The 24,725-nt window shown below is 63.2% G+C and carries 21 protein-coding genes and 1 pseudogene; 5 read left to right on the plus strand and 17 right to left on the minus strand.

Annotation, left to right across the window (positions count from 1 at the left end):
- Positions 1-49: 49 nt before the first annotated feature.
- The 4 genes from DYS74_RS15730 to ubiV all read left to right on the plus strand — a co-directional run bounded on the left by DYS74_RS15730 (position 50) and on the right by ubiV (position 3,103).
- Positions 50-529, plus strand: coding sequence for a hemerythrin domain-containing protein (locus tag DYS74_RS15730; protein ID WP_121534628.1), 480 nt, complete (start codon positions 50-52; stop codon positions 527-529).
- A gap of 132 nt (positions 530-661) precedes the next feature.
- Positions 662-1,168: a ubiquinone anaerobic biosynthesis accessory factor UbiT gene (gene ubiT, locus DYS74_RS15735; protein WP_121534629.1), complete on the plus strand. Its 507-nt coding sequence runs from the start codon at positions 662-664 to the stop codon at positions 1,166-1,168.
- Between the two features lie 19 nt (positions 1,169-1,187).
- Complete coding sequence (gene ubiU, locus DYS74_RS15740; protein ID WP_068768063.1) at positions 1,188-2,186, plus strand: ubiquinone anaerobic biosynthesis protein UbiU; 999 nt, start codon at positions 1,188-1,190, stop codon at positions 2,184-2,186.
- Between the two features lie 5 nt (positions 2,187-2,191).
- Positions 2,192-3,103, plus strand: coding sequence for a ubiquinone anaerobic biosynthesis protein UbiV (gene ubiV, locus DYS74_RS15745; protein ID WP_245965301.1), 912 nt, complete (start codon positions 2,192-2,194; stop codon positions 3,101-3,103).
- 98 nt (positions 3,104-3,201) lie between these two features.
- On the opposite strand, the gene DYS74_RS15750 is transcribed toward ubiV, so the two are convergent.
- From DYS74_RS15750 to DYS74_RS15795, 10 genes are all read right to left on the minus strand, one after another.
- Positions 3,202-3,723, minus strand: a complete 522-nt coding sequence (locus DYS74_RS15750) for a DUF2478 domain-containing protein (RefSeq protein ID WP_121534631.1) — start codon at positions 3,721-3,723, stop codon at positions 3,202-3,204.
- A 7-nt stretch (positions 3,724-3,730) separates the two neighbouring features.
- On the minus strand, positions 3,731-5,011 hold the full coding sequence (locus tag DYS74_RS15755; RefSeq protein WP_121534632.1) for a molybdopterin molybdotransferase MoeA: 1,281 nt from the start codon (positions 5,009-5,011) through the stop codon (positions 3,731-3,733).
- The gene (locus DYS74_RS15760; RefSeq protein ID WP_121534633.1) at positions 5,008-5,625 is read right to left on the minus strand and encodes a carbonic anhydrase; all 618 of its coding nucleotides are present in this window, start codon (positions 5,623-5,625) and stop codon (positions 5,008-5,010) included. Before DYS74_RS15760 ends, DYS74_RS15755 begins: the two co-directional genes overlap by 4 nt.
- Before the next feature lie 4 nt (positions 5,626-5,629).
- The gene (locus DYS74_RS15765; RefSeq protein ID WP_121534634.1) at positions 5,630-6,187 is read right to left on the minus strand and encodes a hemerythrin domain-containing protein; all 558 of its coding nucleotides are present in this window, start codon (positions 6,185-6,187) and stop codon (positions 5,630-5,632) included.
- The gene (locus DYS74_RS15770; RefSeq protein ID WP_121534635.1) at positions 6,184-6,999 is read right to left on the minus strand and encodes a peptidylprolyl isomerase; all 816 of its coding nucleotides are present in this window, start codon (positions 6,997-6,999) and stop codon (positions 6,184-6,186) included. The genes DYS74_RS15765 and DYS74_RS15770 overlap by 4 nt, the downstream gene beginning before the upstream one ends.
- 5 nt (positions 7,000-7,004) lie before the next feature.
- Positions 7,005-7,715, minus strand: coding sequence for a respiratory nitrate reductase subunit gamma (gene narI / locus DYS74_RS15775; RefSeq protein ID WP_121534636.1), 711 nt, complete (start codon positions 7,713-7,715; stop codon positions 7,005-7,007).
- Positions 7,716-7,726: 11 nt separating this feature from the next.
- A complete protein-coding gene (gene narJ / locus DYS74_RS15780) occupies positions 7,727-8,446 on the minus strand; it encodes a nitrate reductase molybdenum cofactor assembly chaperone (protein ID WP_121534637.1) in 720 nt (239 codons plus the stop codon).
- A complete protein-coding gene (gene narH / locus DYS74_RS15785) occupies positions 8,446-9,969 on the minus strand; it encodes a nitrate reductase subunit beta (protein WP_121534638.1) in 1,524 nt (507 codons plus the stop codon). Before narH ends, narJ begins: the two co-directional genes overlap by 1 nt.
- Positions 9,966-13,703: a nitrate reductase subunit alpha gene (locus DYS74_RS15790; protein ID WP_121534639.1), complete on the minus strand. Its 3,738-nt coding sequence runs from the start codon at positions 13,701-13,703 to the stop codon at positions 9,966-9,968. The genes narH and DYS74_RS15790 overlap by 4 nt, the downstream gene beginning before the upstream one ends.
- A gap of 63 nt (positions 13,704-13,766) precedes the next feature.
- Complete coding sequence (locus DYS74_RS15795) at positions 13,767-16,490, minus strand: nitrate/nitrite transporter (RefSeq protein WP_121534640.1); 2,724 nt, start codon at positions 16,488-16,490, stop codon at positions 13,767-13,769.
- 245 nt (positions 16,491-16,735) lie between these two features.
- Here DYS74_RS15795 and DYS74_RS15800 point away from each other — a divergent pair, with 245 nt between their 5' ends.
- The gene (locus tag DYS74_RS15800) at positions 16,736-17,446 is read left to right on the plus strand and encodes a helix-turn-helix domain-containing protein (protein ID WP_281272467.1); all 711 of its coding nucleotides are present in this window, start codon (positions 16,736-16,738) and stop codon (positions 17,444-17,446) included.
- Between the two features lie 201 nt (positions 17,447-17,647).
- Here the strand turns inward: DYS74_RS15800 and DYS74_RS15805 are convergent, their stop codons facing one another.
- From DYS74_RS15805 to DYS74_RS15835, 7 genes and pseudogenes are all read right to left on the minus strand, one after another.
- Entirely contained in the window at positions 17,648-18,847 is a 1,200-nt protein-coding gene (locus DYS74_RS15805) for an NnrS family protein (RefSeq protein WP_121534641.1), read from the minus strand.
- 491 nt (positions 18,848-19,338) lie between these two features.
- Positions 19,339-19,928: pseudogene (locus DYS74_RS18980) on the minus strand (IS5 family transposase); the annotation flags it as partial.
- Positions 19,929-20,022: 94 nt separating this feature from the next.
- Positions 20,023-20,715, minus strand: coding sequence for an ABC transporter ATP-binding protein (locus DYS74_RS15815; RefSeq protein ID WP_121534643.1), 693 nt, complete (start codon positions 20,713-20,715; stop codon positions 20,023-20,025).
- A 1-nt stretch (position 20,716) separates the two neighbouring features.
- Complete coding sequence (locus DYS74_RS15820; protein WP_121534644.1) at positions 20,717-21,850, minus strand: ABC transporter permease; 1,134 nt, start codon at positions 21,848-21,850, stop codon at positions 20,717-20,719.
- Positions 21,847-22,908 carry an efflux RND transporter periplasmic adaptor subunit gene (locus DYS74_RS15825; protein WP_245965303.1) on the minus strand — a complete coding sequence of 354 codons (1,062 nt, stop codon included), beginning with the start codon at positions 22,906-22,908 and terminating at the stop codon, positions 21,847-21,849. The genes DYS74_RS15820 and DYS74_RS15825 overlap by 4 nt, the downstream gene beginning before the upstream one ends.
- Positions 22,909-22,984: 76 nt before the next feature.
- Positions 22,985-23,596: a TetR family transcriptional regulator gene (locus DYS74_RS15830; RefSeq protein ID WP_121534646.1), complete on the minus strand. Its 612-nt coding sequence runs from the start codon at positions 23,594-23,596 to the stop codon at positions 22,985-22,987.
- Positions 23,597-23,705: 109 nt separating this feature from the next.
- The gene (locus DYS74_RS15835) at positions 23,706-24,089 is read right to left on the minus strand and encodes a transposase (protein ID WP_121534647.1); all 384 of its coding nucleotides are present in this window, start codon (positions 24,087-24,089) and stop codon (positions 23,706-23,708) included.
- Between the last annotated feature and the right edge of the window lie 636 nt (positions 24,090-24,725).

Consider the following 24,725-nt stretch of genomic DNA (forward strand, 5'->3'; position numbering starts at 1 on the left):
TATCAAATGCCAATTGCATTGGACACCCCTCGATCCCGAAAGCTCTGCCATGACCGCCCCTACCGCCGAAGCCCCCACCGAGACAGGCGCCCTGATCGATCACATCCTGTCGCGCTATCACGAGCGTCACCGCTCCGAATTGCCCGGTCTGCTGGACCTCGCCGAAAAAGTCGGCAGGGTCCATGCGACGGATCAACAATCCCCGAAAGATCTGGCGCAGTCCCTGGCCGCTCTTGGTCGCGAGTTGGAGGGCCATATGGCGAAGGAAGAGATGATCCTCTTTCCGGCGATGCGGGCGGGCGGGGGGGCAGGCATCGGGCCGCCGGTTGCTGTGATGCGCGCCGAGCATGACGACCACGCCGAAGCGATCGAGCGGATCCGCAAAATGACCGGCAACTTGACACCCCCGGACCACGCTTGCGGGTCGTGGCGGGCGCTCTATGCCGGTCTGGATCGGTTCCTTGAGGATCTCGCAGCGCATGTTGCGTTGGAAAACCACGTGCTTTTCCCGCGGTTCGAGCGGGGCTAGGACGGTGTTGTGCATCCAGAAACCGTGCTGGCGGAGGCGGGCGTGGACGCCGGTGTCCGCAGCGATCTGCGGCGGGGGCCGCGTGGCCATCCGCGCCGGCTCTGACCCGTGGGCGAAACGAAAGCCTCGGTCATGAGCGCAAGCCCCGATACTTTGCCCCGCACGCCGCGCCCGGTGGTGTCAGCCACGGCCCGGCTGTCCTGCCTGATCGTGCAGCCCGTCCTGACTAGGGTGGTGCGGCGTATCGCCAAGCGGCATCCGTCGCTTTTCGCGCGGCTTGGACCGCATCAGGGGACCGATTTCGTGATCGACCCGGTGGAATTGCCCTTTGCCCTGCACCTGCGACCTGATCCGCAGGCGCTGGTGTTTCGGGCCGTCCCGCGCGGTGCGGCGCCTGACGCGGGCGCCACAATTCGAGGTAAGTTCATGTTGCTTCTGGAGTTGGTCGACTCTGAAGAGGATGGCGATGCCGCGTTCTTCTCCCGTGATCTTGAGGTCACGGGCGACACCGAAGCCGTCGTGCGGCTCCGCAATGCCCTCGACGATGTCGATGGGTCCATCGCCGAGGAAACCGCCGAGATGTTCGGCCCTCCCGGCCGCGCCATTCTGGCAAGACTACGCCGCGCCTATCCAACGTGAAGAAAGGACCTCTCGCCCGATGAGTCTCGCCGAACTGATCTGCCCAGCCGGCACGCCCGCCGCCCTGCGCACCGCCGTCGATGCCGGCGCCGATGCAGTTTATTGCGGCTTTCAGGATGCCACCAACGCGCGCAACTTCCCCGGATTGAATTTCACGCCGGAGGAACTGGCGGCGTCGGTCGCCTATGCCCATGACAAGGGCACCAAGGTGTTGCTGGCATTGAATACCTATCCGCCTGCGGGCAAGGTCGATCTGTGGCGGCAGGCCGCCGATACAGGCGCGCGGCTGGGGGTCGATGCCTTCATCGTCGCGGATATGGGCGTGGCCGATTACATCGCGCGCACCCATCCGGGCGTCCGTCTGCACCTGTCGGTTCAGGCTGCCGCCTCCAGTCCCGAGGCGATCCGGTATTATTGCGAGAATTTCGCGGTGAAGCGCGTCGTGCTGCCGCGGATCCTGACGATCCCCGAGATCCGCGAGATCCGCAAGGAAATCCCCTGCGAGATCGAGACCTTCATCTTCGGCAATCACGGGTTGATGGTCGAGGGCCGGTGCAGTCTGACCAACTACCTCACGGGGCAATCGACCAACATGGACGGTGTGTGCTCACCCGCCTCGGATGTCGAATACCGGCGCCACGAGGACGGATCGATGTCCTCGCAGCTTGCTGGGTTCACCATCGACTGTTTCGGGCCCGACGAAAAGGCGGGGTACCCGACGATCTGCAAGGGGCGCTACACCGCGCCGCACCGCTCTGAGGGATACTATGCCTTCGAGGAGCCGATCAGCCTGAACCTGTCCCGGCTGCTTCCCGATCTGATCGACGCCGGCGTTCACGCCTTCAAGATCGAAGGGCGCCAGCGCTCCAAGAGCTATGTGCGGGGCGTGGTGTCGGCCTTCCGGCAGGCCGTTGACGACATCCGCGCCGGCCGGCAGGCGAATATCGCCGATCTGGTTGCCCTGACCGAAGGGCAGAAGCAGACCCAAGGCGCGTTCGAGACGAAGAAATGGCGGTGAGGGACATGACGAAATTGACCCTTGGCCCGATCGCCTATCACTGGTCCGCCGAGGCGCGGCGCGCGTTCTACGCGCGCATTGCCGACGAGGCGCCGATCGACGAGGTCTATCTGGGGGAGGTGATCTGCTCCAAGCGCGCACCGTTTCACGAAGCCGATCTGCCCGCGATCATCGAACGGCTGCAACGGGGCGGCAAGACGGTGATCCTGTCGTCGCTGGCCGAGGTGATGCTGAAGCGCGAACGCAAGGCCACGGCCGACCTCGCCGCGATGGACGCCCCCGAGATCGAGATCAACAACGCGGCGGGTCTGTTTGCCCGGGGCCAGCGCCCGCATCGCATCGGTCCGTTCATGAATGCCTACAACGAGGCGACGATCGCCTGGATGGCGGCGCAGGGGGCCACGCATGTCTGTCTGCCCGCGGAGCTGCCCGCACCCTCGATCGCCGTTGCCGCGAAGGCCGCGCGTGCGCTTGGCCTTGGGGTCGAGGTGCAGGTCTTCGGCAGGGCTTCGCTCGCGGTCTCGGCACGGTGCTATCACGCGCGTGCCCATGGCCGGACCAAGGACAATTGCCAGTTCGTTTGCGAGGACGATCCCGACGGCATGCCGCTGCGCACCACCGATGACCGCCCGATTCTGCGCGTCAACGGCATTCAGACCCAGTCGGAAAGCTACATCGACCTGCTGCCCGAAGCCGCTCAGATGATTGCACAGGGGGTCACCCATCTGCGGCTGATGCCTCAGGCGGTGGACATGGTTGCAGTGGCGGCGCTGTTTCGGGATGTTCTGGACGGCACCCGCGCGCCGGGAGCCGCGGAAACCATGCTGCGCGAGCTGTGCGACGGAGTTTCGTTTTCCAACGGCTTCTTCTATGGCCAGGCAGGGTATCGGCGCATTGCCGCCGCGGCCCCGGCTTGATCACCGCAAGACCCGTCATCAGACACCTCAGCCCGCATCCCGGGGCTGCGGCCTGCAGGGGGGCAGTGGCACCCTTGCCTGGCTAAGGGGCGCAGCCCTCAGGCGGCCGTCGTGCGCGCCTCGAGATGCGTCCTCAGCCAGGCTTCCAGCGCCGGAAACTCGGGTGGCAAGGCGTAAGCGAACTCACCCGCAAACTCCAGGAAAGCCTCTTTGTTCAGCGCATTGAGGCCGACCAGGATCGGGATGTCCGCAGCAAGTGCGGTCGCGATAATCGGACGGAAACCGCGCCCTTCGGCTTCGTGCTTGCCGAACTTGTTCACGATCAGGCAATCGGCCCCCTTGGCGAGCTCGGCTTCCACAAGGCCCACCGCTGTTTCAAGCGCCGCCGGGTCGAGGCGGCATCCCCGGGAGGCCGCGCCCAGAGACTGCGAGATGCGGATCGTCACGCCCTCGGGCAGCACCTTGACGTCCATGTCGCAGGGACCGGCGCTTTCGCGCTCGGCATTGATTTGAACCGTCCCGACCGGGCGGTAGCCCTGTTGGATCAGGGAAGACGCCAGACGATGCAGCATCAGATTCGTATCGCCGCGCCCAGGTGCCATCGTATATCCGATCTTCATTGCGTCCTCATGCTCGGTTGAAAGGCTGGAATTCCAGCAATGCGCCTTCGGGCAGCCGGTCTGTTTCAGCCGGAATGAATATCAAACCATCCGTGCCGGGCAGGTCCGCGACATGCGCGGAATTGACGGTGTTTCCGAAGTCCACGATCTCACGCCCTTCCGAATCGAACCCCATGAGGCGTGCAGGTCGCACTTCACATCGCCCGGGTTTGCGGAAGACGGGCTTGCCTGCGACGACATGACGACGCCTCTGCTCCGCGATCTGCCGCCCGGAAAGGATATCCAGCAGGGGCAATCCGAAGATATGCCAGATCACCAATGCCGACAGTGGATTGCCCGGAAGGCCAAGCCAACTTGCCGTCCCGATCTGCCCGAAACTGACGGGTTTGCCCGGCTTGATGGCGACACCGCTGAAGTGAACCGTGGCTTCCAGCTCGCCGAGCACCGGCTTGACGTGATCTTCCTCGCCCACCGAGATCCCGCCCGTCGTGACGATCAGATCCGCGGCCTTGGCCATGTCGGCAAGGGCCCGGCGCAGGTGGGTGCGGTCGTCCGCGCCCTGTATGACATCTATGAGATGGATGTCCGGCCGTGACAGCTCGGACGAAAGCATCGGCGAGTTGATGTCCCAAATCTCGGCCGCGCCCCGGTCTGCCCCGGCCGGCCGGACTTCGTTGCCCGTGACGAGAAGGGCGACCCGCACGGGGCGGATCAGATGCACGCGGGCGGCACCCGCAGCGGCACATGCCGCGATTTCACGAGGACCAAGCCTTGATCCCGCCCCCAGAACGGTCTGGCCGGGACGCATGTCACCGCCGGCACGGCGAATGTTCAGGCCGGGTTGGGGACGTCGGTCGAGGATCACCAGATTGCCGTCGCGCGCGACGTGCTCCTGCGGCACCACGGCATCCGCTCCGAGCGGCACTGGCGCGCCGGTGAAGATCTGTGCGGCGGTCCCACCGGCCACTCGCCCGGTCGACTCCGCACCGGCTGGAATACGCTGTGTGACAGGCAATCTCCAAGGACCCTCACCCCATAGGGCGGCACTGTCGAGCGCATAACCGTCCATTGCGGAACTGTCGAACGGCGGGGTCATCGTGGCCGCCAATACGGGGTCTGCAAGGACCCGCCCGGTCGCCAAGGATAGCGCTTCTGTCTCCGTGCCGGTGATGGGGCGCGCATGCTCTCCAAGCCGCCGCAAGGCTTCGTCCATCGAAATCAGCGGCGACGCGCCGTTGGAGGTTTCGCATCCACAACGCCCATTCTCGAATGCCTGGATCGCCTTCATGGCTTTGTCCTTTCGACGAAGTGGCCCGGTCCTGTGGAACAGTCGAGGTCCCGCAACCTGCCATCCTTCAAGCCGTAGATCAGCCCGTGCACGCGCACATCCGCGCCGCGGGACCATGCATTTTGCAAAATCGGGGTCTCGGACACCCGTTTTACGCCTTCGACGACGTTCAGCTCGGCCAACTTGTCGCAGCGCGTTTCATCGCTGCTGCAGGCCGCGAGGTCGACGGCGAAAGCGCGTGCAAGGCGCCGGATCGGCTCGAGCCAGTGATCGGACAATCCGTGCGGCAGGTCTTCGGTTGCGGCCTTGATCCCGCCGCAACCGTAGTGTCCGCAGACGATAATTTCTTGCACCTTCAACGTCTCGACGGCGAATTCCAGAGCCGACAGGAGGTTGAGATCCGCAGAATGCACCACATTCGCGATGTTGCGGTGCACGAAGACCTCCCCGGGATCGAGGCCCGCAACGACATTGGCCGGGACGCGGCTGTCCGAGCAACCAATCCAGAAGAATTCCGGGGCCTGCAACGCGGCAAGGCGCGCAAAATAGCCGGGATCGGCCTCATTGCGCGCCGCCGCCCATGCGATGTTTCGTGCAAGCAACGTTTCCAGCATGGGATTACACTTGCATATCCTCGATCCGCCGCCGGATCATGGCGTTCCTCAGCCGGACAATGTCATCATCGGTCAGCCTGGCTTGCGCGATCGGCAAGACGATCGCGTTCTCCACGATAAGATGGCGGCGCAGGCGATCGGCGAAGTCGCGCAGCGCGGCGGCCTCGTCGTCTTTGGCAGCTCGCTTGTCATCGTGCATCTCCGTGAGCACGGTCCGCAGGCGCGGGCACAGCTCGCTCAGCGTTTGATGCTCGACCTTCAGCCGCTCGAGCGTTGGCCCGATGTCGTCTTCCGGGGTGCACCGGACCAGCAGCATGCCCTGCAACTCGTCATCCTCGTCATGGATCAAGAGCCCGATCTCGTGATCGAGGAAGCGCAGCAGCCGCGAGATTTCGACGGGGTCCGGCAGCGAGTTGTGCGAAATCCGCTCCATCAGCTCGCAGACCGCACGCATATGCATGTGATCTTCGTGGATAAATTCGAGAGGATCCTGGAGCAGGTCCAGATCGGTCGGGTCCTGTTCGCTATCGCCGCGTCGGGTATTGGACAGATGGTTCTTCATGATGTCTCTCCTGGGGCGCGGCGTCCAAGCTCGGCTCCGGATATCTGGGCAGAGGCGACGAGCCGATCCGCGAATGCCCGGGCGTTGCGCGCCCAAGCCGCTTTTTCCATGGCGTCAGCAATCTTCGATCGCACGGTTTCAAAGGGGAGCACCGCCCCCTCGGCGATGGCGTCCATGCGGATCACGTGCCAACCGTGCCGTGTGAGGACTGGCTTCGAACTGATTTCACCTTCCTTCATCTTGCGCAGAGCCGCTTCGAACTCGGGCACGGTGTCCCCCGGACCGAGTTGTCCGAGCGTGCCACCCGACGATTTCGATCCGCAGTCGCTGTGCGCCGATGCCAGCCGCGCGAAACGTCCGGGGTCTTCTGCCACACGGGCGAGAAGACCTGCCGCCCGCGCCCGGGCCGCCACGCGTTCGTTCTCGTTTCGGGGATCGCAGGCGCAGAGGATATGGGAAACCTCCCAGAGCGGCGGGGAACGAAACCGCCCGGGGTCGCGCGCCCATTCCCTGCGGATGTCGTCCTCGGTTGGCGCAGATACCTCGACCTCGGCGTCGAGAAGGCAACGGATGAGGGCCTCTTCCCCGGTTTCAAAGCGTCCCGGCCCGACCTCGGCGGGTTCCGCCCGTATCCCGCGCTGCCGGGCCTCCTGCAGGAGAAGCGTGCGCATGGCGACCGCATTCGCCGCGTGGCGCCAGGCAACGCCGGGTTTCCCGGAGGGCGCCGGATGGTTCTGCGCTTCGTTGGCCACCACCGAATGGGGGACGAGCTCGCCATTGACGACAAGATCGGGATAGAGCTGTGCGTTCATTGCGCTTACTCCGCCGGATGGCGCGGCGCCTGACGGCGTGAGCGCACGATCTGATAGCCGGTGCGGGTCAGCAGATACCGCACGGGCGCCGCAAACCCCGAGAGAATGTGCACCAGCCGGGTGAAGGGGAAGACGAGGAAGATCGTCAGCCCCAGAACGATGTGCAGCTTGTAGATCAGCGGCTCATCCGCGATATGCGCGGCATTGCCGCTCTGGAAGGTGAAGACACCCTGAGCCCAGTTCATGAAGTTGATCACGCTGCCATGTTCGGCGGTGGCGATGGAATAGGGGACGCTGATCAGGCCAAGGGCGAGCTGCGCCACCAGCATCAGCAAGATCGTGATGTCCCAGAAGCTGGAGGTGTCGCGGATCCGCGGCTCCGTCAGCCGACGGTGCGCCAGCATCAGCGCGCCGATGATCGCGACGATACCGGCAATGCCGCCAGCGATTGCAGCCAGCAACTGCTTGGCTTCGGCGTGAATGCCGATCGCCTCGTAGACCTGGTGCGGGACCAGGAGGCCGAAGAAGTGTCCGAAGAAAATGAACAGGACGCCGACATGAAACAGGATAGACCCGACCATCAGTTGCTTGCGCCGCAGCAACTGACTGGACGAGGATTTCCAGGTGAACGGGTCCCGGTCATATCGGGCGATCGAGCCGACGATCATGATCGAGAGGGCGATATAGGGATATATGCCAAAGAAGAAATTGTTCATTTCAGCCTCCGTTACTCGGCCGTCGCGCGCGGCGCGGGATTGATCGGAACATCCATCTGCGCGAGCATGTCGCGGACTTGCGGGCATCCTCCATTCGGGTCGGGACCGAAACGCACCTCGCTTTCTTCCCAGACCTTGTCGAGCGCTTCGAGGTCGTCGGCGTCGATGTCGGGCTGATCCAGAAGCTCGGCAACCGCGGCCTGATCCGGCGCACCGCCGGAAAGCTGGAAAAGAGCGGCGAACACGGCGGCATAAGGGCTTTCGCGCCGGACAAGCCGGGCGGTCAGGGCCTCGAATATATGCGCCGCGTCCGCCAAGGTTTCCTGTGCTTCGACAAAGGGACGCGTCGACAGGAATTCCAGCAACACCGGCAGGTGATCAGGCAGTTCCGTGGTGGCCGGTTCAAACCCGCCGTCACGATAGGTCTCCAGCAGCGAGACCATCGCGCCACCCCGGTCACGGCTTTCGCCGTGGACATGTTCGAACAGGTTCAGGGACAAGGCGCGCGAGCGGTCAAACAGCATCACATATTGCTCTTGCAGCTCATAGAGGTCGCGTGTCGCCAACTGGCTCGCGAGCGGGCGCAGCGCGCGCCGCGCCGCGGCGGTCAGACGTGACTCCGAGGCGAGAACGCCGCTGATTTCGGGCATTGCCTGTTGCAGTTCCTGCGTCGGATAGCTCAGGATCAGGGACATGGCCTTGAGCGTGCGGTCTTGAGGCGACAGGGACATCAGCGCACCTCCTGCGGCATCTTGAGCGGCTTCTTGGAGCCACCGAACAGCGACGCCTTGGAGGTGCCGGTGGAGCATCCGTTGCTATCGGTGAAGCCGCAGCCACCCCGCAGATCATAGGCTTCCTCGACCTGTTCACGATGCGTCGTGGGAATGACGAAACGGTCCTCGTAATCGGCCAGCGCCATGATGCGATACATGTCCTCGATGACCTGGCCCGAGAGCCCGACGCGTGCGGCGACGGCCTCGTCGATGACACCATCGACACTCTTGGCTCGCATGTAGGCGCGCATGGCCAGCATGCGCTCCAGGGCGCGAGCGATCGGCTTTTCGTCGCCTGCCGTCAGCATGTTGGCGAGATAGCGCAGCGGGATGCGCAGGTTCTTCACGTCCGGCATGGCGCCATCCATCCCGATGGCCCCCGCCTCGGCGGCGTTCTGGATCGGAGAGAGCGGGGGGATGTACCACACCATCGGAAGCGTCCGGTATTCGGGGTGCAACGGGAAGGCGACCTTCCACTCCATCGCCATCTTCCAGATCGGGCTTTCCTGGGCGGCCTTGATCCAGTCTTGCGGAATGCCCTGCTTTTGCGCCTCGGCGATGACGGCAGGGTCTTTGGGGTCAAGGAACACGCCGAGCTGCGCGTCATAGAGATCCATCTTGTCGGCCGCGTTCGCCGCCTCGGCGATCTTGTCTGCATCATAGAGCATCACGCCGAGATATCGGATGCGCCCCACGCAGGTTTCCGAACATACCGTCGGGTTGCCGCTTTCGATCCGGGGATAGCACAGCGTGCATTTCTCGGATTTTCCGGTCGACCAGTTGTAGTAGACCTTCTTGTAGGGGCAGCCAGACACGCACATCCGCCAGCCTCGGCATTTTTCCTGATCGATCAGGACGATGCCGTCTTCCTCGCGCTTGTAGATCGCGCCCGAGGGGCAGGATGCCGCGCAGGCCGGGTTCAGGCAGTGCTCGCACAGCCGGGGGAGATACATCATGAAGGTGTTCTCGTATTCCCCGTAGATCTGTTTCTGGATGCCCTCGAAATTGTAGTCCTGCGAGCGCTTCTCGAACTCGCCGCCGAGGATCTCTTCCCAGTTCGGCCCCTTCTCGATCTTCTGGATCCTCTCCCCCGTAATCTTCGAGCGCGGACGGGCCGTCGGGAAGGCCTTGCCCTCGGGCGCCGATTTCAGGTGGTCGTAGTCGAAGTCGAACGGTTCGTAATAATCGTCGATCTCGGGCAGATCGGGGTTGGCGAACATATTCGCCAGAATCCGCCACTTCGCCCCCTGCTTGGGCTGGAGCTTGCCGGATTTCGTCCGGGTCCAACCGCCATTCCAGCGGTCCTGGTTTTCCCAATCGGTCGGATAGCCGGTGCCGGGCTTGGTCTCGACGTTGTTGAACCAAGCGTATTCGACACCGTCGCGACTGGTCCAGACGTTCTTGCAGGTGACCGAGCAGGTATGACACCCGATGCATTTGTCGAGGTTCAGCACCATGCCGATTTGCGCACGAATCTTCATTCCGCTGCCTCCTTCGGGGTGGCTTCATCGTCGAGCCAGTCGACCTTGTTCATCTTGCGCACGATGACGAATTCATCGCGGTTGGAGCCCACGGTGCCGTAATAGTTGAACCCGTAGGATTGCTGGGCATAGCCGCCGATCATGTGGGTCGGCTTCAGCACCGCCCGGGTGACCGAGTTGTGGATGCCGCCGCGCAAGCCGGTCTTCTCCGAGCCGGGCGTGTTCACGATCTTTTCCTGAGCGTGATACATGAAGGTCGTTCCATCCTTCATGCGCTGGGACACTACCGCGCGCGCGGTCAGCGCGCCGTTGGCGTTGTAAAGCTCCACCCAGTCGTTATCGACGATGCCAGCCTTCGCGGCGTCGTTTTCGGAGATCCAGATCACCGGACCACCGCGGTTGAGCGTCAGCATCAGCAGGTTGTCGGAATAGGTCGAGTGGATGCCCCATTTCTGGTGTGGCGTGATGAAATTCAACACGACATGCGGTTTGTCCTTGTCGGTATGGATCGCGTCGGTGACGGTCTTGAGGTCCACCGGCGGCCGGTAGGACATGAAGCCCTCGCCGAAAGCGCGCATCCACAAGTGGTCCTGATAGAGCTGTTGACGGCCGGTCAGGGTTCGCCAGGGGATCAGCTCGTGGACGTTGGTGTAGCCGGCGTTATAGCTGACATGCTCGCTTTCGATGCCCGACCAGGTCGGCGACGAGATGATCTTGCGCGGCTGGGCGGCGATGTCGCGGAAGCGGATCTTGTTGTGATGTTCGCCCTCGGCCAGGTGCACGTGATCGCGGCCGGTTGCCTTGCCAAGCGCCTGCCATGCCTTGACGGCCACCTCGCCATTGGTTTCCGGCGCCAGCATCAACACGACCTCGGCGGCATCGATCGCGGTGTCGATCACGGGTCTGCCCTTGGCCGACCCCTCGCGCCGTTCTCCATTGAGCGCCTTCAGCGCCGCGACCTCGTCCTCGGTATTCCACGAGATGCCCTTGCCCCCGTTCCCGAGCTTGTCGAGCAGCGGGCCAAGCGCGGTGAACCGATCGTGGATCGCGGTGTAGTCGCGCTCGACGGCGATGTAGTTGGGCGCCGTCTTCCCCGGGATCAGCTCGCATTCGCCCGTTTTCCAGTCTCTGACCTGATCCTGCGCAATCTCGGCAGGCGTGTCGTGCAGGATCGGGAGCGCCACGACATCGGTCTCCTGGCCCAGATATCCCGGAACGACCTCCTGGAACTTCTTCGCAATGGATTTGAAGATTTCCCAGTCGGATTTCGACTCATAGGCCGGATCCACGGCAGCCTGGAGCGGGTGGATGAACGGATGCATGTCCGAGGTGTTGAGGTCGTCCTTTTCGTACCAGGACGCGGTCGGCAGCACGATGTCGGAATAGACACAGGTGGTCGACATGCGGAAGTCGATCGTCACCAGAAGATCCAGCTTTCCGCGCGGCGCCTCCTTGTGCCATTTCGCCTCTTTCGGAAGTTGACGCCCTTCCTCGCCCATGTCCTTGCCGATGACGCCGTTGTCGGTCCCGAGCAGATGCTTGAGGAAATACTCGTGCCCCTTGCCAGACGAGCCCAACAGGTTCGACCGCCACACGAACAGGTTGCGTGGCCAGTTCTCGGGCGCATCGGGGTCCTCGCAGGACATTTCCAGCGCGCCGGATTTCAACTGCTCCGCCACATAGGGCGCGATGTCCTGTCCGGCATTCTTGGCCGCCCTCGCGATCTCGAGCGGGTTGGTCCTGAGCTGGGGCGCCGAGGGCAACCAACCCATGCGCTCCGCACGGATGTTGTAGTCGATCATGCCGATGTCCCAGTCGCCCTCCGGGGCCGTGGGCGACAGGATCTCACCCGCCGTCAGGGTCTCGTAGCGCCACTGATCGGTATGCGCATACCATGCCGAGGTCGCATTCATGTGGCGCGGGGGGCGGTTCCAGTCGAGGGCAAAGGCCACCGGCAGCCAGCCGGTCTGCGGGCGCAGTTTTTCCTGGCCCACATAATGCGCCCAGCCACCGCCAGACTGACCCACGCAGCCGCACATCACCAGCATGTTGATGATGCCGCGATAGTTCATGTCCATGTGGTACCAGTGGTTCATCCCGGCACCGACGATGACCATGGAGCGGCCACGGGTCTTCTCGGCATTGTCGGCGAATTCACGGGCGACATGGATAATCTTCGCGCGATCGACGCCGGTGATCTTCTCTGCCCAGGCCGGGCTGCCGGGCACATCCTCGTCATAGGACCCCGTGACCCAGTCGCCACCCAACCCCCGGTCGAGACCATAGTTTGCACAGAACAGATCGAAGACAGTGGCAACCGCCACCTCACCGTCGACGGTCTTGATCCGCTTGACCGGCACATTCTTGGTCAGGACGTTGGGGCGCTTGTCGCCGGTTGCGAACGCCACGGTGGCATCGGCGCCGAAATACGGGAAATCGACGCCGAGCACGTCGTCCTGGTCGCTGTCGACGATCAGCGACATCTTGAGCCGCGTCTCGGCCCCGGCGGCCTTTTCCTCGAGGTTCCATTCGCCTTGCTCGCCCCAGCGATAGCCGATCGAACCGTTGGGGGCGACCAGGGCGCCGGAGAGATCGTCGATCGCAACGGTCTTCCAAGCGGGGTTGTTGTCCTCACCCAGCTTGCCGTCCAGGTCGTCCGCGCGCAGGAAACGTCCCGGAGTGAAGGAGCCGTCCTTTTCGTCCAGCCTCACCAGCATCGGGAGATCGGAGTATTGCCGGCAATATTCCTCGAAATATTCGGCCTGCCGGTCGAGGTGGAACTCGCGCAGGATGACATGTCCGAAGGCCATCGCCAGCGCCGCATCGGTTCCTTGTTTGGCATTCAGCCAGACGTCGCCGAATTTCGCCGCCTCGGAATAGTCCGGGCAGATTACCGCGGACTTCGCCCCCTTGTAGCGCACCTCGGTGTAGAAATGCGCGTCGGGCGTCCGGGTTTGCGGGACGTTGGAGCCCCAAAGCAGGAGGTAGTTGGAATTATACCAATCCGCTGATTCAGGCACATCGGTCTGCTCGCCCCAGGTCATCGGCGAGGCGGGCGGCAGGTCGCAATACCAGTCGTAAAACGACAGGCAGGTTCCGCCCAGAAGCGACAGGTAGCGGGTGCCGGCCGCGTAGGAGATCATCGACATCGCGGGGATCGGCGAGAAGCCGAAGATCCGGTCGGGCCCATAGGTCTTGGTCGTATAGGCATTGGCGGCGGCGACGATCTCGGTCGCCTCGTCCCAGCTCGCGCGTACGAACCCGCCCTTGCCGCGGGTTTCAACATAGCTCTGGCGCAGAACCGGATCGTTCTGAATCGCGGTCCAGGCCTCGATCGGGGTCTTGGTCTCGCGCATCTTGCGCCAGACCCTCATCAGCTTGCCGCGGATCAACGGGTTCTTCACCCGGTTCGCCGAATAGAGATACCAGCTATAGGAGGCCCCGCGGGCGCAGCCGCGCGGCTCATGGTTCGGCAGATCGGGACGGGTGCGCGGATAGTCGGTCTGCTGGGTTTCCCAGGTCACGATCCCGGACTTCACATAGATCTTCCAGCTGCACGACCCGGTGCAGTTGACCCCGTGGGTCGAGCGCACGATCTTGTCGTGCCGCCAGCGGTTTCTGTAGGTGTCTTCCCAGTCGCGGTTTTCCCGCGTCATCTGCCCATGTCCGTTGGAGAAGGGCTCCGTCGTCCCCTTGGATTGCAGGAAATTCAATCTGTCGAGAAGATGGCTCATTTGGCTGTCCTTTCGTATGCGGAAACCCGGGCAACGCTATCGCCGCCCGGGTCTGGGCATCGGCTATTGTGCGGCTTTGGGGAGGATGGCGGCAGGACGGTTGCCGTGCTCGAGGTCATGCAGCAGGCCACCGCGCCGGGTGTAGTAGACCCATGTGATCGCCAGGCAGATGACGTAGAAGATCAGGAAGGCCCAAAGCGCGCCGACGGGGGATCCGGTCATCGCGATCGAGGATCCATAGGCCTTGGGGATGAAGAAGGCCCCATAGGCGGCGATGGCACTGGTGAAGGCGATGATCGCCGCACTCTCGCGTTCCGATTGACGGCGCAGGGCGCTGCCGTCCAGTTCCGGCATGAGGCGCGGCACTTCACGCCCCATGATCGCGGGGATCATCTGGAACGTGGAGGCATTGCCGACCCCAGTGAGGAAGAACAGCGCCATGAAGGCCGCGAAGAACCCGCCGAAGCTGCCCGCGCCGAGCGAGGCGATGACCGCGAAGGTTGCGACGATCATGCCCGCGAAGGTCCAGAAGGTCACGCGACCGCCCCCGAAACGGTCACTGATCCAGCCGGTGCCGGCCCGGCTCAGTGCGCCGACCAGCGGGCCAAGGAACACGTATTGCAGCGCATTGATGTCGGGGAAGGCGAGTTTGGTCAGCAGCGGGAATCCGGCCGAATAGCCGATGAAGCTGCCGAAGGTGCCGGTGTAGAGGACGCACATCAGCCAGTTGTGCTTGCGGCCGAAGATGACCGCCTGTTCGCGGAAACTGGCCTTGGCGTCGGCGATATCGTTCATGCCGAGCCAGGCGGCGACAGTGGAGATCACGATGAAGGGCACCCAGACGAAGCCCGCGTTCTGCATCCAGAGCTCGCCGCCCGTCGTCAGCGTCTGCGGTGCGCCGCCCATCGCCCCGAACACGCCGGCGGTGATGACGATCGGCACCAGGAACTGCATGACCGAGACCCCCAGATTGCCGAGCCCCGCATTCAGCGCCAGCGCATTGCCCTTTTCCGCCTTCGGGAAGAAGAAGGCGATATTGGCCATCGACGAGGCAAAGTTGCCTCCTCCGAAACCGCACAGCAGCGCCAGAGTGAGGAAGATCAGGTAGGGCGTATCAGGGTTCTGAACCGCGTAGCCGATCCCCAGGGCCGGCACCAGCAGAGAGGCGGTCGAAAGCGTCGTCCACAACCGGCCGCCGAAGATCGGCACCATGAAGCTGTAGAAGATCCGGAGCGTCGCGCCCGAGAGGCCGGGAAGCGCGGCCAGCCAGAACAGCTGACTGGTCGAGAAATCGAACCCGATCGCGGGGAGCCGAGCCACGACCATCGACCAGACCATCCAGACCGAGAAGGCCAGAAGCAACGCCGGGATCGAGATCCAGAGATTGCGGCGCGCAATCCGGCGGCCCCTTTCGGCCCAGAACTCTGCATTCTCGGGCTGCCAGTCTTCCAGCATCCGCGGCATGTCCGTTTTCCCCGGGACATGAACCTCCTGCAGTTCGGGAAGGGTCGGGAGGGTGCCCAGCTCTTTTCCGAGGGCAGCCCGCTCCATTGCCCGGATCGACAGATGCATCCAGGTCAGCATGATCACGACAAGGCCAACCAGGATGGCGAAGCACGAGGTATAGATGCCTGTCAGATCGAGGGCCGCGCCGAAAACGATCGGCAGGACGAAACCGCCAAGACCGCCGATCATGCCGACGAGGCCGCCGACGGCACCCACATGCCCCGGGTAATACACCGGGATATGCTTGAAGATCGCCGCCTTGCCGAGGCTCATGAAGAAGCCGAGGCCGAACAGCATGATGACGAAGGGCCAGAAATCCAGTTTGGTCGAGAAGGCGATCGGCCCCTCCTTGCCCTGGATGACATAGTCCGTCGGCGGGTAGGACAGCATGAACAGGAAGATCAGGGAAAAGCCGAAGGTCCAGTACATGACCGTTCTGGCGCCAAACCTGTCGCTGAGATGCCCGCCGTAGGCACGGAACAGAGAGGCCGAGAGGCTGAACGAGGCCGCGGCCATACCCGCGGTCTTCACATCGGCGCCGTAGACATCGATCAGATAGTGCGGCATCCACAGGGCAAGCGCGACGAAGCCACCGAACACAAAGAAATAATAGAGCGAGAAGCGCCACACCTGCAGGTTCTTCAAGGGCGCGAACTGCTCGGCCAGCGAGGGGGCTGCAATGCCCTTGGTGCGACGTTCGACGAGTTCGGGATCGTCCTTGGCCAACACGAAGAACAGCACACCGATCAGGGCAAGGCCCGCGGCCCAAGTGTAGGCAACGCCGTGCCAGCCATAGGCGACCATGACAAAGGGTGCGACGAACTTGGTCACCGCCGCGCCGACATTCCCGGCCCCGAAGATGCCGAGCGCTGTGCCCTGATGGCCGGCATCATACCAGCGGCTGACATAGGCGACACCGATGATGAACGAGCCGCCAGCCAGGCCGATGCCCAAGGCCGCGATCAGGTACATGACGTAGCTGTGCGCGAGCGTCAGCAGCAGGGTTGCAAGCGCGGTCAGCAACATTTGTGCGGAGAAGACGAGGCGGCCGCCGTATTTCTCGGTCCAAACGCCCAGAAACAGACGTGTGACGGAGCCGGTCAGGATTGGCGTGGCCACCAGCAGGCCGAATTGAGCCTCGGTCAGTCCCAACTCGCCTTTGATCGCGACACCGATGATGGAAAAGATCGTCCACACCGCAAAACAGGCAGTGAAGGCTACCGTGCTAAGCCCGAGGGCTCGAGTCTGGTCCGAGCGCGAGGCTGTGGCTGTGGTCTGCATGACAGAACCTCCGGTGTTGTCATTGCTTCCGCCCCAAAAAGGGATCACCGTCAGACATGCGACCCAGAGTAACTGATCTTCTTGATCTAGATCACGTAATCGGTAATTTCCTTTATAAATAAATGGGTTGCGGAAATATTTCGACTTATCGATTGAAACTTGTAGAATGCTCAAGTTGAAGAGTCCGGAACTCCTCTTGACATTTATCAACTGATATATTGATAAATGTCAAGAGGAGGGCGGCCGTGCGATTGGGCATACCAGAATCAGATTCTCCCGATGTCCGGAGGCTGGACCTCTTTTCGGGCATGGATGACGCGCACTTCAGCGCGCTGATGCGCGGCGCCTACGTTCAGAACTTTCCTCCGCAGATCGAACTGATAACCGAGGGAGAACCAAGCGATTTTCTGCACGTCATCCTGTCTGGATCCGTCGATCTCTTCTCGGTCTGGAACGGCAGGGAAACCAGCATGGCGACCGCTCGGCCGGTGTCGACGTTCATCCTCGCGGCGTCGATCAAGAGCGCGCCCTACCTGATGTCGGCCCGAACCTTGGAAAAAAGCCGGATTGCTCTCATCCCCAGTCAGGACGTGCGCAACATATTTGACGTCGACAACTTCTTCGCGCGCGCCATCGTGGCAGAGCTGGCGCAGTGCTACCGTTCCGTCGTGAAGACCAAGAAGGAGCTGAAATTACGGACCTCTCAGGAGCGACTTGCGAACTATCTTCTTCGGCTGCAGGCGCGTGTGGGGGCTGGTTCCCAGTTCGACCTGGAGTTCGAGAAACGTCGTTTGGCGTCCTACCTCGGAATGACCCCCGAGAACCTGAGCCGCGCCTTCAGGGGGTTGCAGGCCTATGGCGTCACTGTCCAGGGCAATCGGGTCAACATCAGCGATCAACAGGATCTCGAGAGATTTGCAAAGCCTAACCCATTGATCGACGATCCGGACTCGTAGAGAGATCCAGATGACAGCGGCCCGCCCGGCCGCCACGATCCGCCAGATCACGACGGCAATCGACAACGCCGAACAGGACAATCCAGAACCGGTCAGCCCGAGGCGCGCCCCGGGATCGGCCGAAGTGGCGGACCTATCGGCAAGGACTGGCTGACGCAGGACGTCACAACAGCGCGCGCAAGCTCAGATCATTCCACAGCGTCACGTCGTCATCCTTGGACGAACGAGCAGCGGTCCGTAGAGGATCGCGAAACCTCCGAAGGCCGCGATCCAGCAGAGGCCCGAAATCGCGTAGAGCGCCCCGGCAGCACCGGGCGCAAGACCGGCTATCAGCCGCGCCAGGACGGCACCGATCAGGCCGAGATAAATCGTCCGCGTTCCTGTTCCGGCGGTCAGGGTCTGGCCTGTATGCCCCAATGTCGCCCGGGTCATCACCGCCAGCGTCATCAGCCCGATTGCGCCGGCCATCCAGACATGCTGGGCCGCGGCTTGCGTCAGAAGGCCCGGCCAGAAGGTGGAAAAACCAAGAGCCAAGGCTCCGAGTGCGAGGAAAGCATAGCCGGCGTGCAAGACCCAGACCAGCGGTTCGGACAAGGTGTGCCTCCCGGCCCACCGGACCAAGCGTATCGCATGCGTGACGCCGGCCGCAATTAGGATCGCACCGGAGATGAGGTTTTCGGGGGAAACCACCCAGAACAGCAGGGCGACCAGAAGAATGAGCAGGGCAGCCCGGTCAAACCGCTGCATCGGCGGGGTTGGGAGCCGGGTCTCGCGTCGCTTGACCAGCCAGTTTCGGGTAAACGAGGGAATGATACGCCCCCCGATGACGGCGATCATCATGATCCCGGCTCCGAGCCCAGCCCTGAGCCCGAGATCGCCAGCAGCGAAGGCGCCTGTTGCTGCTTGCCAATGGAACGTCGCATTCGCGAGCGTAAAGGTGATGAGCATTCCTAGGACGATCAGGTTGCGCCAGTTCTTGCCCGTGACGATCTCGCGCGTCAGGACGCCGACCAATACAACGGGCATGGCAAGATCTGCCAGAGCCACGCTCCAAACCGGAAGGTAGATCGCGACAGCAATCGCAATGCGACCAATCACCCAAAGGAGAAACAGAATGCCGAGCGGCCAGCCGACGACAGGAAGACGCCCTGTCCAATTGGGGACTGCCGTAAGCAGAAATCCTGCGATCACAGCCCCAAGATACCCGAACAGGAATTCGTGCGCATGCCAGGTCACGGGATCGAAGCGTGTCGGTAGCTCCGCCGCACCCGAGAGCATCAGGAGCCACAGCGTCATCGCACTCGCAGCCCATAGCCCGGCCCCGAGAAAGAAGGGGCGAAACCCAAAGGTCAGGAGGGCTGGACCGTTCCAGGTCCGCATCTGTTCCGAGCTTGTCGTCATGTCAGGTCTCGTTCCGTCTGTGCTGCGGCCTCGGTCAAGATCAGGTCGATGCGGATATCGTGGAGTGGTGGATGGATCGCGGTAAGTCGCGCCGCCAGAAGCTCACCCCCGACACCGAAAGGTCTCGGCCTGGGAGCCGCAAGCGTCCGGTCGAAGGAGCCTTCCGCCAGAGCCGAGGTGATCGCCGTCCGCCCTCCAGCCGGCAAGGAGGGGCAAGCACGAGGTCGGGCGTGACGACGGGGGCGTCCGGGGGGGGGATATTCCAGCAGCCGCGTATCATGCGGGTTTTGGGCGCCCAGCGGCGAACGGTGAGCGGGGCCGCCCTGGTTTGGGAAGATGCGGCGGAAGGCATGGGATTCTCACGAGCTTGAACTTGCGTCTCATGCTATCTTCTATGAATTGGCATTTCAAATACTGATTTTATGAATGCGAGACGGGCCGTTGTCGTGCCAATCAACGTTCGGGCTGACGGTCTCCTTTCCCGTCAACCTTCAGACAATAGCCTCAATCTTTGCGCGGCCGAGGGCCGGGAAGCAGTTCATAACTAAGCGGCAGGCGCCACCAGTTCGAGCACAGCCGCGAAGGATGCGGATCTGGATTTCGGCGGCCTGGCGGTCAGGGCCTCGCGATATGATCCGCTCGCCAAAGAGCTTCAGGCGATTCATGTGAGCCCCGCCCCGATTTCGGACGTGATAGTCAGTCCATCGCTTCCAGAGCGCTCATCCAAGGCGTCGCGTCGCGTGCAAGATCTCGTTCCAGGCTGAGGCTGCGGGGCAACCTTCTTTCCAGCTGTGCCCGTTCCGGCGGATTGGCATGACGGCATGATCGTCTCGGTCCATGATCGCACAGTGGCATCGTCGCGTGTCATGGGCGCCGTCCGCGATGACGGTAGCTATCGCCTCGTCTCGGGAATTTGCTCTAGCAAGGCGGGCAGGAAAGGGCTGTCTCCGTGACGGCTCGAGGTGGAGTCGACTGCGCGTATGTTGCCGGTTTTAGTGTCCAAGGCGATGTGGACCTTCCTCCGTTGCCTACGTCGCGACGGCCCGTGTTTGCGAGTCAGCCATTCGCCATCCGCGCAGAACATGAAGCTGGGAAACGGGGGCGCATCCTGACCTGCTGCCTGGACCACGCTTTTTCACCGCACCCCAAGCCTCCCGGGGTGGCGGCCGCGTGCCTTACTCCGTGCTCAGGCGCCCATCGCGCAGATGGATCAGCCGATCAAAGCGGTCGAAGATCTTCTCGTCATGGGTCACGGTGAGAATGCAGGCTTCCTGCTCGACGGCGAGCTTGCGCAACAAATCCATCACGAGCTGCGCCCGCACGGAATCGAGGGCTGCCGTCGGCTCGTCGGCAAGAATGATCCGGGGCCGGTTCGCCAATGCGCGCGCGATCGCAACGCGCTGCGCTTCCCCGCCCGACAGATGGGCGGGCTTGACCCGCGCCCGATGTCCGACCTCGAGATAGTCCAGCAACTCGCGCGCGCGGGCTTTCGACGCGGTGGGCGTCCATCCCGCAAGATCGAGCACCAGTGAGACATTCTCCTCGGCCGTGAGGAACGGAAGCAGGTTATGCGCCTGAAAGATGAAGCCGATCTTGTCGAGACGCAGGCGCCGCAGGTTGCCGCGCAGCCAACGGCCGTCGAATACGGTCTCGCCATCGAGCACAAGCCGGCCGGCCGAAGGATCGACGATGCAGCCAATGATATTGAGCAGCGTGGTCTTGCCCGACCCCGAGGGGCCGAGCATCGCCACCACCTCGCCCGCGCGGATCTGCACATCGACCGCGCGCAAGGCGTCGACGCGGGCTTCGCCCTCGCCGTAATGCTTGGCCACGCCCGACACCTCGACGAGAAGATCACCGATCGCCATCTCAGCCTCCAAGTGCGGTCGCCGGATCGACCTTGAGCGCGGCGCGGATCCCCAATCCGGATGCCAGGATGCAGACAAGGATGATGATTCCGAAGAGCACCAAAGCGTTGGTTGGTTCCAGCACCACCCGACGCGGGAAGTTGTCTTTTACCAGCAGGATCAACGACAGCCCGATCGCCCAGCCCGAGGCACCCAGGATCAACGCCTGCTGGACGATCAGACCGAGGATCGTGCGATCCGGCGCGCCGATCAGCTTGAGCGTCGCGATCTGTTTCAGCTTCTCCATCGTCATCGTATAGATGATCAGCGCGATCACCACGGCCGAGACGCTGAGCAAGATCCCCAGAAACAGCCCGATCTGGCGGCGCGCGCGATCCACGACCGACGCGAGCAACAGCTCTTCCTGCTGCGCCTGGGTCAGAGCGCCCAGATGCTTCCATTGCCGGATCGTTGCTGCAACCCGCGTGACATCGGCATCCGGCTCGATCCGCGCGATGACCGCGGCCACGGTGCTGGTATCGGGCGCAGCCGCCCCGCGCGCGGCCCGGACCCTCTCGGCGGCAGGATCGAGCTCGCCCTGCAGGGCCATCGCATCGGACAGGGTCATGAAGACCGCGGGATCGCCGCCGGAGTTCATCGCATTTTCCGTCAGCCCCACGACGCTGAACCGATTGCGTCCAAGACGGATCGTATCTCCGACCGCAAGCCCCGACTTGCGATCGGCGACCAATTCGTAGTGACTGCGCCCGAGGCCCCGCCCGTCGATGAGAGTGGGCGGGCCTCCGGGATGGCTGCGCTCGTAACCGATGACATATAGCCGGAGCGTCTGCGCCCCGTGCCGGGCCTCGATCGTCTGATAGGTGATCGCGCCTGCCTCGGCGATCCCCGGAAGGCGCGCAACCGCATCACGGGTCGCGGCGGGCAGCGCAGAGGCCTCGGCAAAGGGCCCCTGAGTGTTCGCCTCGACGATCCAGAGATCTGCGCGCGGGGCCTTCACCGCCGCAAGCGCATCCGACACCAGACCATTATAGATCCCGATCATCGCCAGCACGACGGTCATCAACAGCCCCAGCCCGAAGCAGGTCAGGACAAAACGAAACAGGCTGTGCCGGATGTCCTTGAGCGCGAGCGTCATGCGCCGGCCTCGATGCGGACCTTGCGGCCCTCGACCGCGCCCTTCGGAACCGGAGAGATGACCTCGGCGCCGTCCGGCAGACCGCCTGTCACCTCCGCGCGCCCCAGATCGTCACGCGCCCCGAACTGCACCTTTGCCCGCGCGAGCGCACCATCTTGTGTGATCCAGACCGTTCCCGAGGCGCCATCGAAACCCGCGATATCGACCTCGGGCACCATCAGGGCCCGATCCCGATGACCGATGGTGACCAAGACCTCAGCCTGTTCGCCAAGATACATTTCGGCGGGGCAGTCGGAACAGGTGAGCCACACCTTGCGCTCTTCGTTGACGCGGTCACTCTCCAATCCGATCCGCGCGATTTCCCCGTGAAACACCTGCTGCGGGCGCGAGCGAAGACGGATGCTTCCCCGTTGCCCCAGCGTAAGCTGCCCCGCGCGCTCTTCGTCGATATAGGCCTGGATCCAGATCGTTTGCGGATCAATCAGGCTGAAGATCGTGTCCCCCGCCTTGACCACGGTGCCGGCCTCGGCCCTGCGCGCAATGATCAGGGCGTCATAGGGCGCGGTGAGGGCGTGCTGCGCGAGAAGCGTATGGGCCGAGCGCAGGTTCGCCTCTGCCTCGGCCAGTTGCGCGCGCAGCATCATCAGCTCGGCCTCCGCCACCGCGAGATCGGCGCGCGCCACATCGAGATCACGCTGGGCCTCCTCGGCATTTTGTTTCGAGGCCCGGTCCGTGCGCGCCAGCTCCTGCTGGCGCGCATTGGCCGCTTCGCGCTGCGACAGAATCGCCTGAGCCCGGGGCAGAGCAGCCTCTGCCTTGGTGAGTGCCGCGCGCGCGGCGGCCACCCCGGCCTCGGCCTGAAGACCGCGGGCCTGTTGCTCCTCGGAATGCAGCACGGCCAGTTCCTGCCCGGCCGCAACACGATCCCCCGCATCGGCAGACAAGCTCTGCACTGCGCCACCGAGCTCGAAACCGACGGCGCTCAGCACGCGCGCCTCGACACTTCCAAGACCATAAATCCGAAGCGTGATATCCGTCTGCGGCGCGAGCACCTGCACCGGCAACGGCCTTTGGCGCATCCCCCAGAGCCCCCCCGCCAGCGCAATTGCCGCGACACCGAGGACAAACCAACTCCTACGCATCTCTCCGCGATCCTTCCTGCCGCTGCAGCAGGCGCAACTGCACATCGAGCAGCGCCAGCCCCGTCTCTTCCATGGATGTCTTGCGCGCGCCGAGGGCCCATCTGATCGCGGCTCCCTGGACAAGCGAGCTCAGCAGATAGGCGACGTCACGCGGCGCGAGGTCGGCCGGGATCCGTCCTTGGGTCTGCGCTGCAGCGAGGTCCGCCGCAAGCATTTCGTGAAATGCGCCGAGGCGTTCCTGGAAGGCGCCGCGCAGCAGGTCGTTCTCGATCGTCAATTCGCGCGAGAACAGAAGCATCGGGATCGCCGGCGTGCGCGCAATCAACGCAAGCTGCGCCGCCACCAGCGCCCGCACCCGCTCCAGCGGATCCGACACATCTTCGAGGGCCGTTCGCCAAGCAGTCGCGAGCGTGTCGGTGACCTGCTCGGCGACGGCCGCCCAAAGTTCTGCCTTGGAGGGGAAGTGCCGAAACAGCGCCGCCTGGGTCACTCCGATCTGTTGCGCGACCGCTGCCGTGGTCACGCGATCCGGGCCGATCCGGTCCGCCATCTCGAGAACGGTCGCGACGATCTCGGCCTTGCGCAACTCTGCTGATTTTCGCATCACTCGATATCATTTAGTTAGTGATCACTTACTTACTAGTGACTATTTCACAGAACGTCAATCGAGTCTTCGACCTGGCTCTGAGCCTGTGGCCGCCAAGCGTCGCGCCCTACGTTCCCGCAACTCGCCAAGCCGCCTTGATCAGCCGAGATGCGTGGCAGATCAGCGGACGGGATCCCGCCATGGCGCCCGGGTATAGCAATCGGCACAGTTGGAAGTTGCCGACCTTCGAGATCCGTCCCAGCCTTTCCTTGCCGCCGCTCGAATGGGACCGGGGCGTCAGGTCGAACAAGGCTGCGTAATCGCGACCGCGTCGGAAGGCGCTCACGTCTGGTGTCGTCACGGCGAAGGCTCTGGACGAGATTGCGCCGACCCCGGGCACCGTTGCCAGACGGCGTGCAAGCGCATCACCGGCTTGCACCTCGCCGATCCGTGCGGCCACGTCCTCGATCTGATCCTGCGTGCCTCGGAACTGTGCCGCCAGCCTGTCCACAACACTGGTCGCGCGGCGTCTGGCAGGTCTTGAGCAGAAGCAAGCAGGCGCTCGATGTTGTGGATGGGTGTTCTATGGACGGCTCCTTTCGGGGCGCTGTATCCAGACCCATCCGGGCACAATGCGATGCTGTGGGTCGGGCCATCCACACCATCAGTGGCGGGCTATCCCACATTATTGTTGCGCGGGTAGCGTGCGTGGTCGTGGCACAGCCGTGACGCGATTGTCCCATAATGAATGCTTCATTCCATTCCAGCGAATGGAGCCCACCGTCAAACCGTGGGAACAAACCTCGTGCCCTTTAGGGGCTAACCAATCTCTGGAGCTAAATGCGAGGTGTGTGTGGTTCGAAAATCGGGGTTTCCAAACGACGGCAACGAGTTACATTACGCTGCGAGCTTGGGGATCTGGCGTTCGACCAATCGCAGGTATCGTTGGTTGCACGCCCCCGCAACCAGTTTCTGCGAACGAAAACAACGCCTTACGCCCCGCCCCCAAGCGGGGCTTTTTGCGTTCTCCGCCACGGGTCAACAATAGGTCAACTGACCTGCTCCCCTGAAACGTCCTCGTTTTGAGGTTAGCCTGTTCTCCAACCAAGGAGACAGACGATGAAGAGAAGCCGTTTCAGCGAAGAGC

Origin of the sequence: Paenirhodobacter hankyongi (assembly GCF_003664585.1) — a bacterium.
Classification (GTDB): Bacteria; Pseudomonadota; Alphaproteobacteria; order Rhodobacterales; family Rhodobacteraceae; genus Rhodobacter; species Rhodobacter hankyongi.

Coding starts and splice junctions, on each gene's coding strand:
- DYS74_RS15730 (WP_121534628.1), top strand. CDS start 50: ATGACCGCCCCTACCGCCGAAGCCCCCACCGAGACAGGCGCCCTGATC.
- ubiT (WP_121534629.1), top strand. CDS start 662: ATGAGCGCAAGCCCCGATACTTTGCCCCGCACGCCGCGCCCGGTGGTG.
- ubiU (WP_068768063.1), top strand. CDS start 1,188: ATGAGTCTCGCCGAACTGATCTGCCCAGCCGGCACGCCCGCCGCCCTG.
- ubiV (WP_245965301.1), top strand. CDS start 2,192: ATGACGAAATTGACCCTTGGCCCGATCGCCTATCACTGGTCCGCCGAG.
- DYS74_RS15750 (WP_121534631.1), bottom strand. CDS start 3,723: ATGAAGATCGGATATACGATGGCACCTGGGCGCGGCGATACGAATCTG.
- DYS74_RS15755 (WP_121534632.1), bottom strand. CDS start 5,011: ATGAAGGCGATCCAGGCATTCGAGAATGGGCGTTGTGGATGCGAAACC.
- DYS74_RS15760 (WP_121534633.1), bottom strand. CDS start 5,625: ATGCTGGAAACGTTGCTTGCACGAAACATCGCATGGGCGGCGGCGCGC.
- DYS74_RS15765 (WP_121534634.1), bottom strand. CDS start 6,187: ATGAAGAACCATCTGTCCAATACCCGACGCGGCGATAGCGAACAGGAC.
- DYS74_RS15770 (WP_121534635.1), bottom strand. CDS start 6,999: ATGAACGCACAGCTCTATCCCGATCTTGTCGTCAATGGCGAGCTCGTC.
- narI (WP_121534636.1), bottom strand. CDS start 7,715: ATGAACAATTTCTTCTTTGGCATATATCCCTATATCGCCCTCTCGATC.
- narJ (WP_121534637.1), bottom strand. CDS start 8,446: ATGTCCCTGTCGCCTCAAGACCGCACGCTCAAGGCCATGTCCCTGATC.
- narH (WP_121534638.1), bottom strand. CDS start 9,969: ATGAAGATTCGTGCGCAAATCGGCATGGTGCTGAACCTCGACAAATGC.
- DYS74_RS15790 (WP_121534639.1), bottom strand. CDS start 13,703: ATGAGCCATCTTCTCGACAGATTGAATTTCCTGCAATCCAAGGGGACG.
- DYS74_RS15795 (WP_121534640.1), bottom strand. CDS start 16,490: ATGCAGACCACAGCCACAGCCTCGCGCTCGGACCAGACTCGAGCCCTC.
- DYS74_RS15805 (WP_121534641.1), bottom strand. CDS start 18,847: ATGACGACAAGCTCGGAACAGATGCGGACCTGGAACGGTCCAGCCCTC.
- DYS74_RS15815 (WP_121534643.1), bottom strand. CDS start 20,715: ATGGCGATCGGTGATCTTCTCGTCGAGGTGTCGGGCGTGGCCAAGCAT.
- DYS74_RS15820 (WP_121534644.1), bottom strand. CDS start 21,850: ATGACGCTCGCGCTCAAGGACATCCGGCACAGCCTGTTTCGTTTTGTC.
- DYS74_RS15830 (WP_121534646.1), bottom strand. CDS start 23,596: ATGCGAAAATCAGCAGAGTTGCGCAAGGCCGAGATCGTCGCGACCGTT.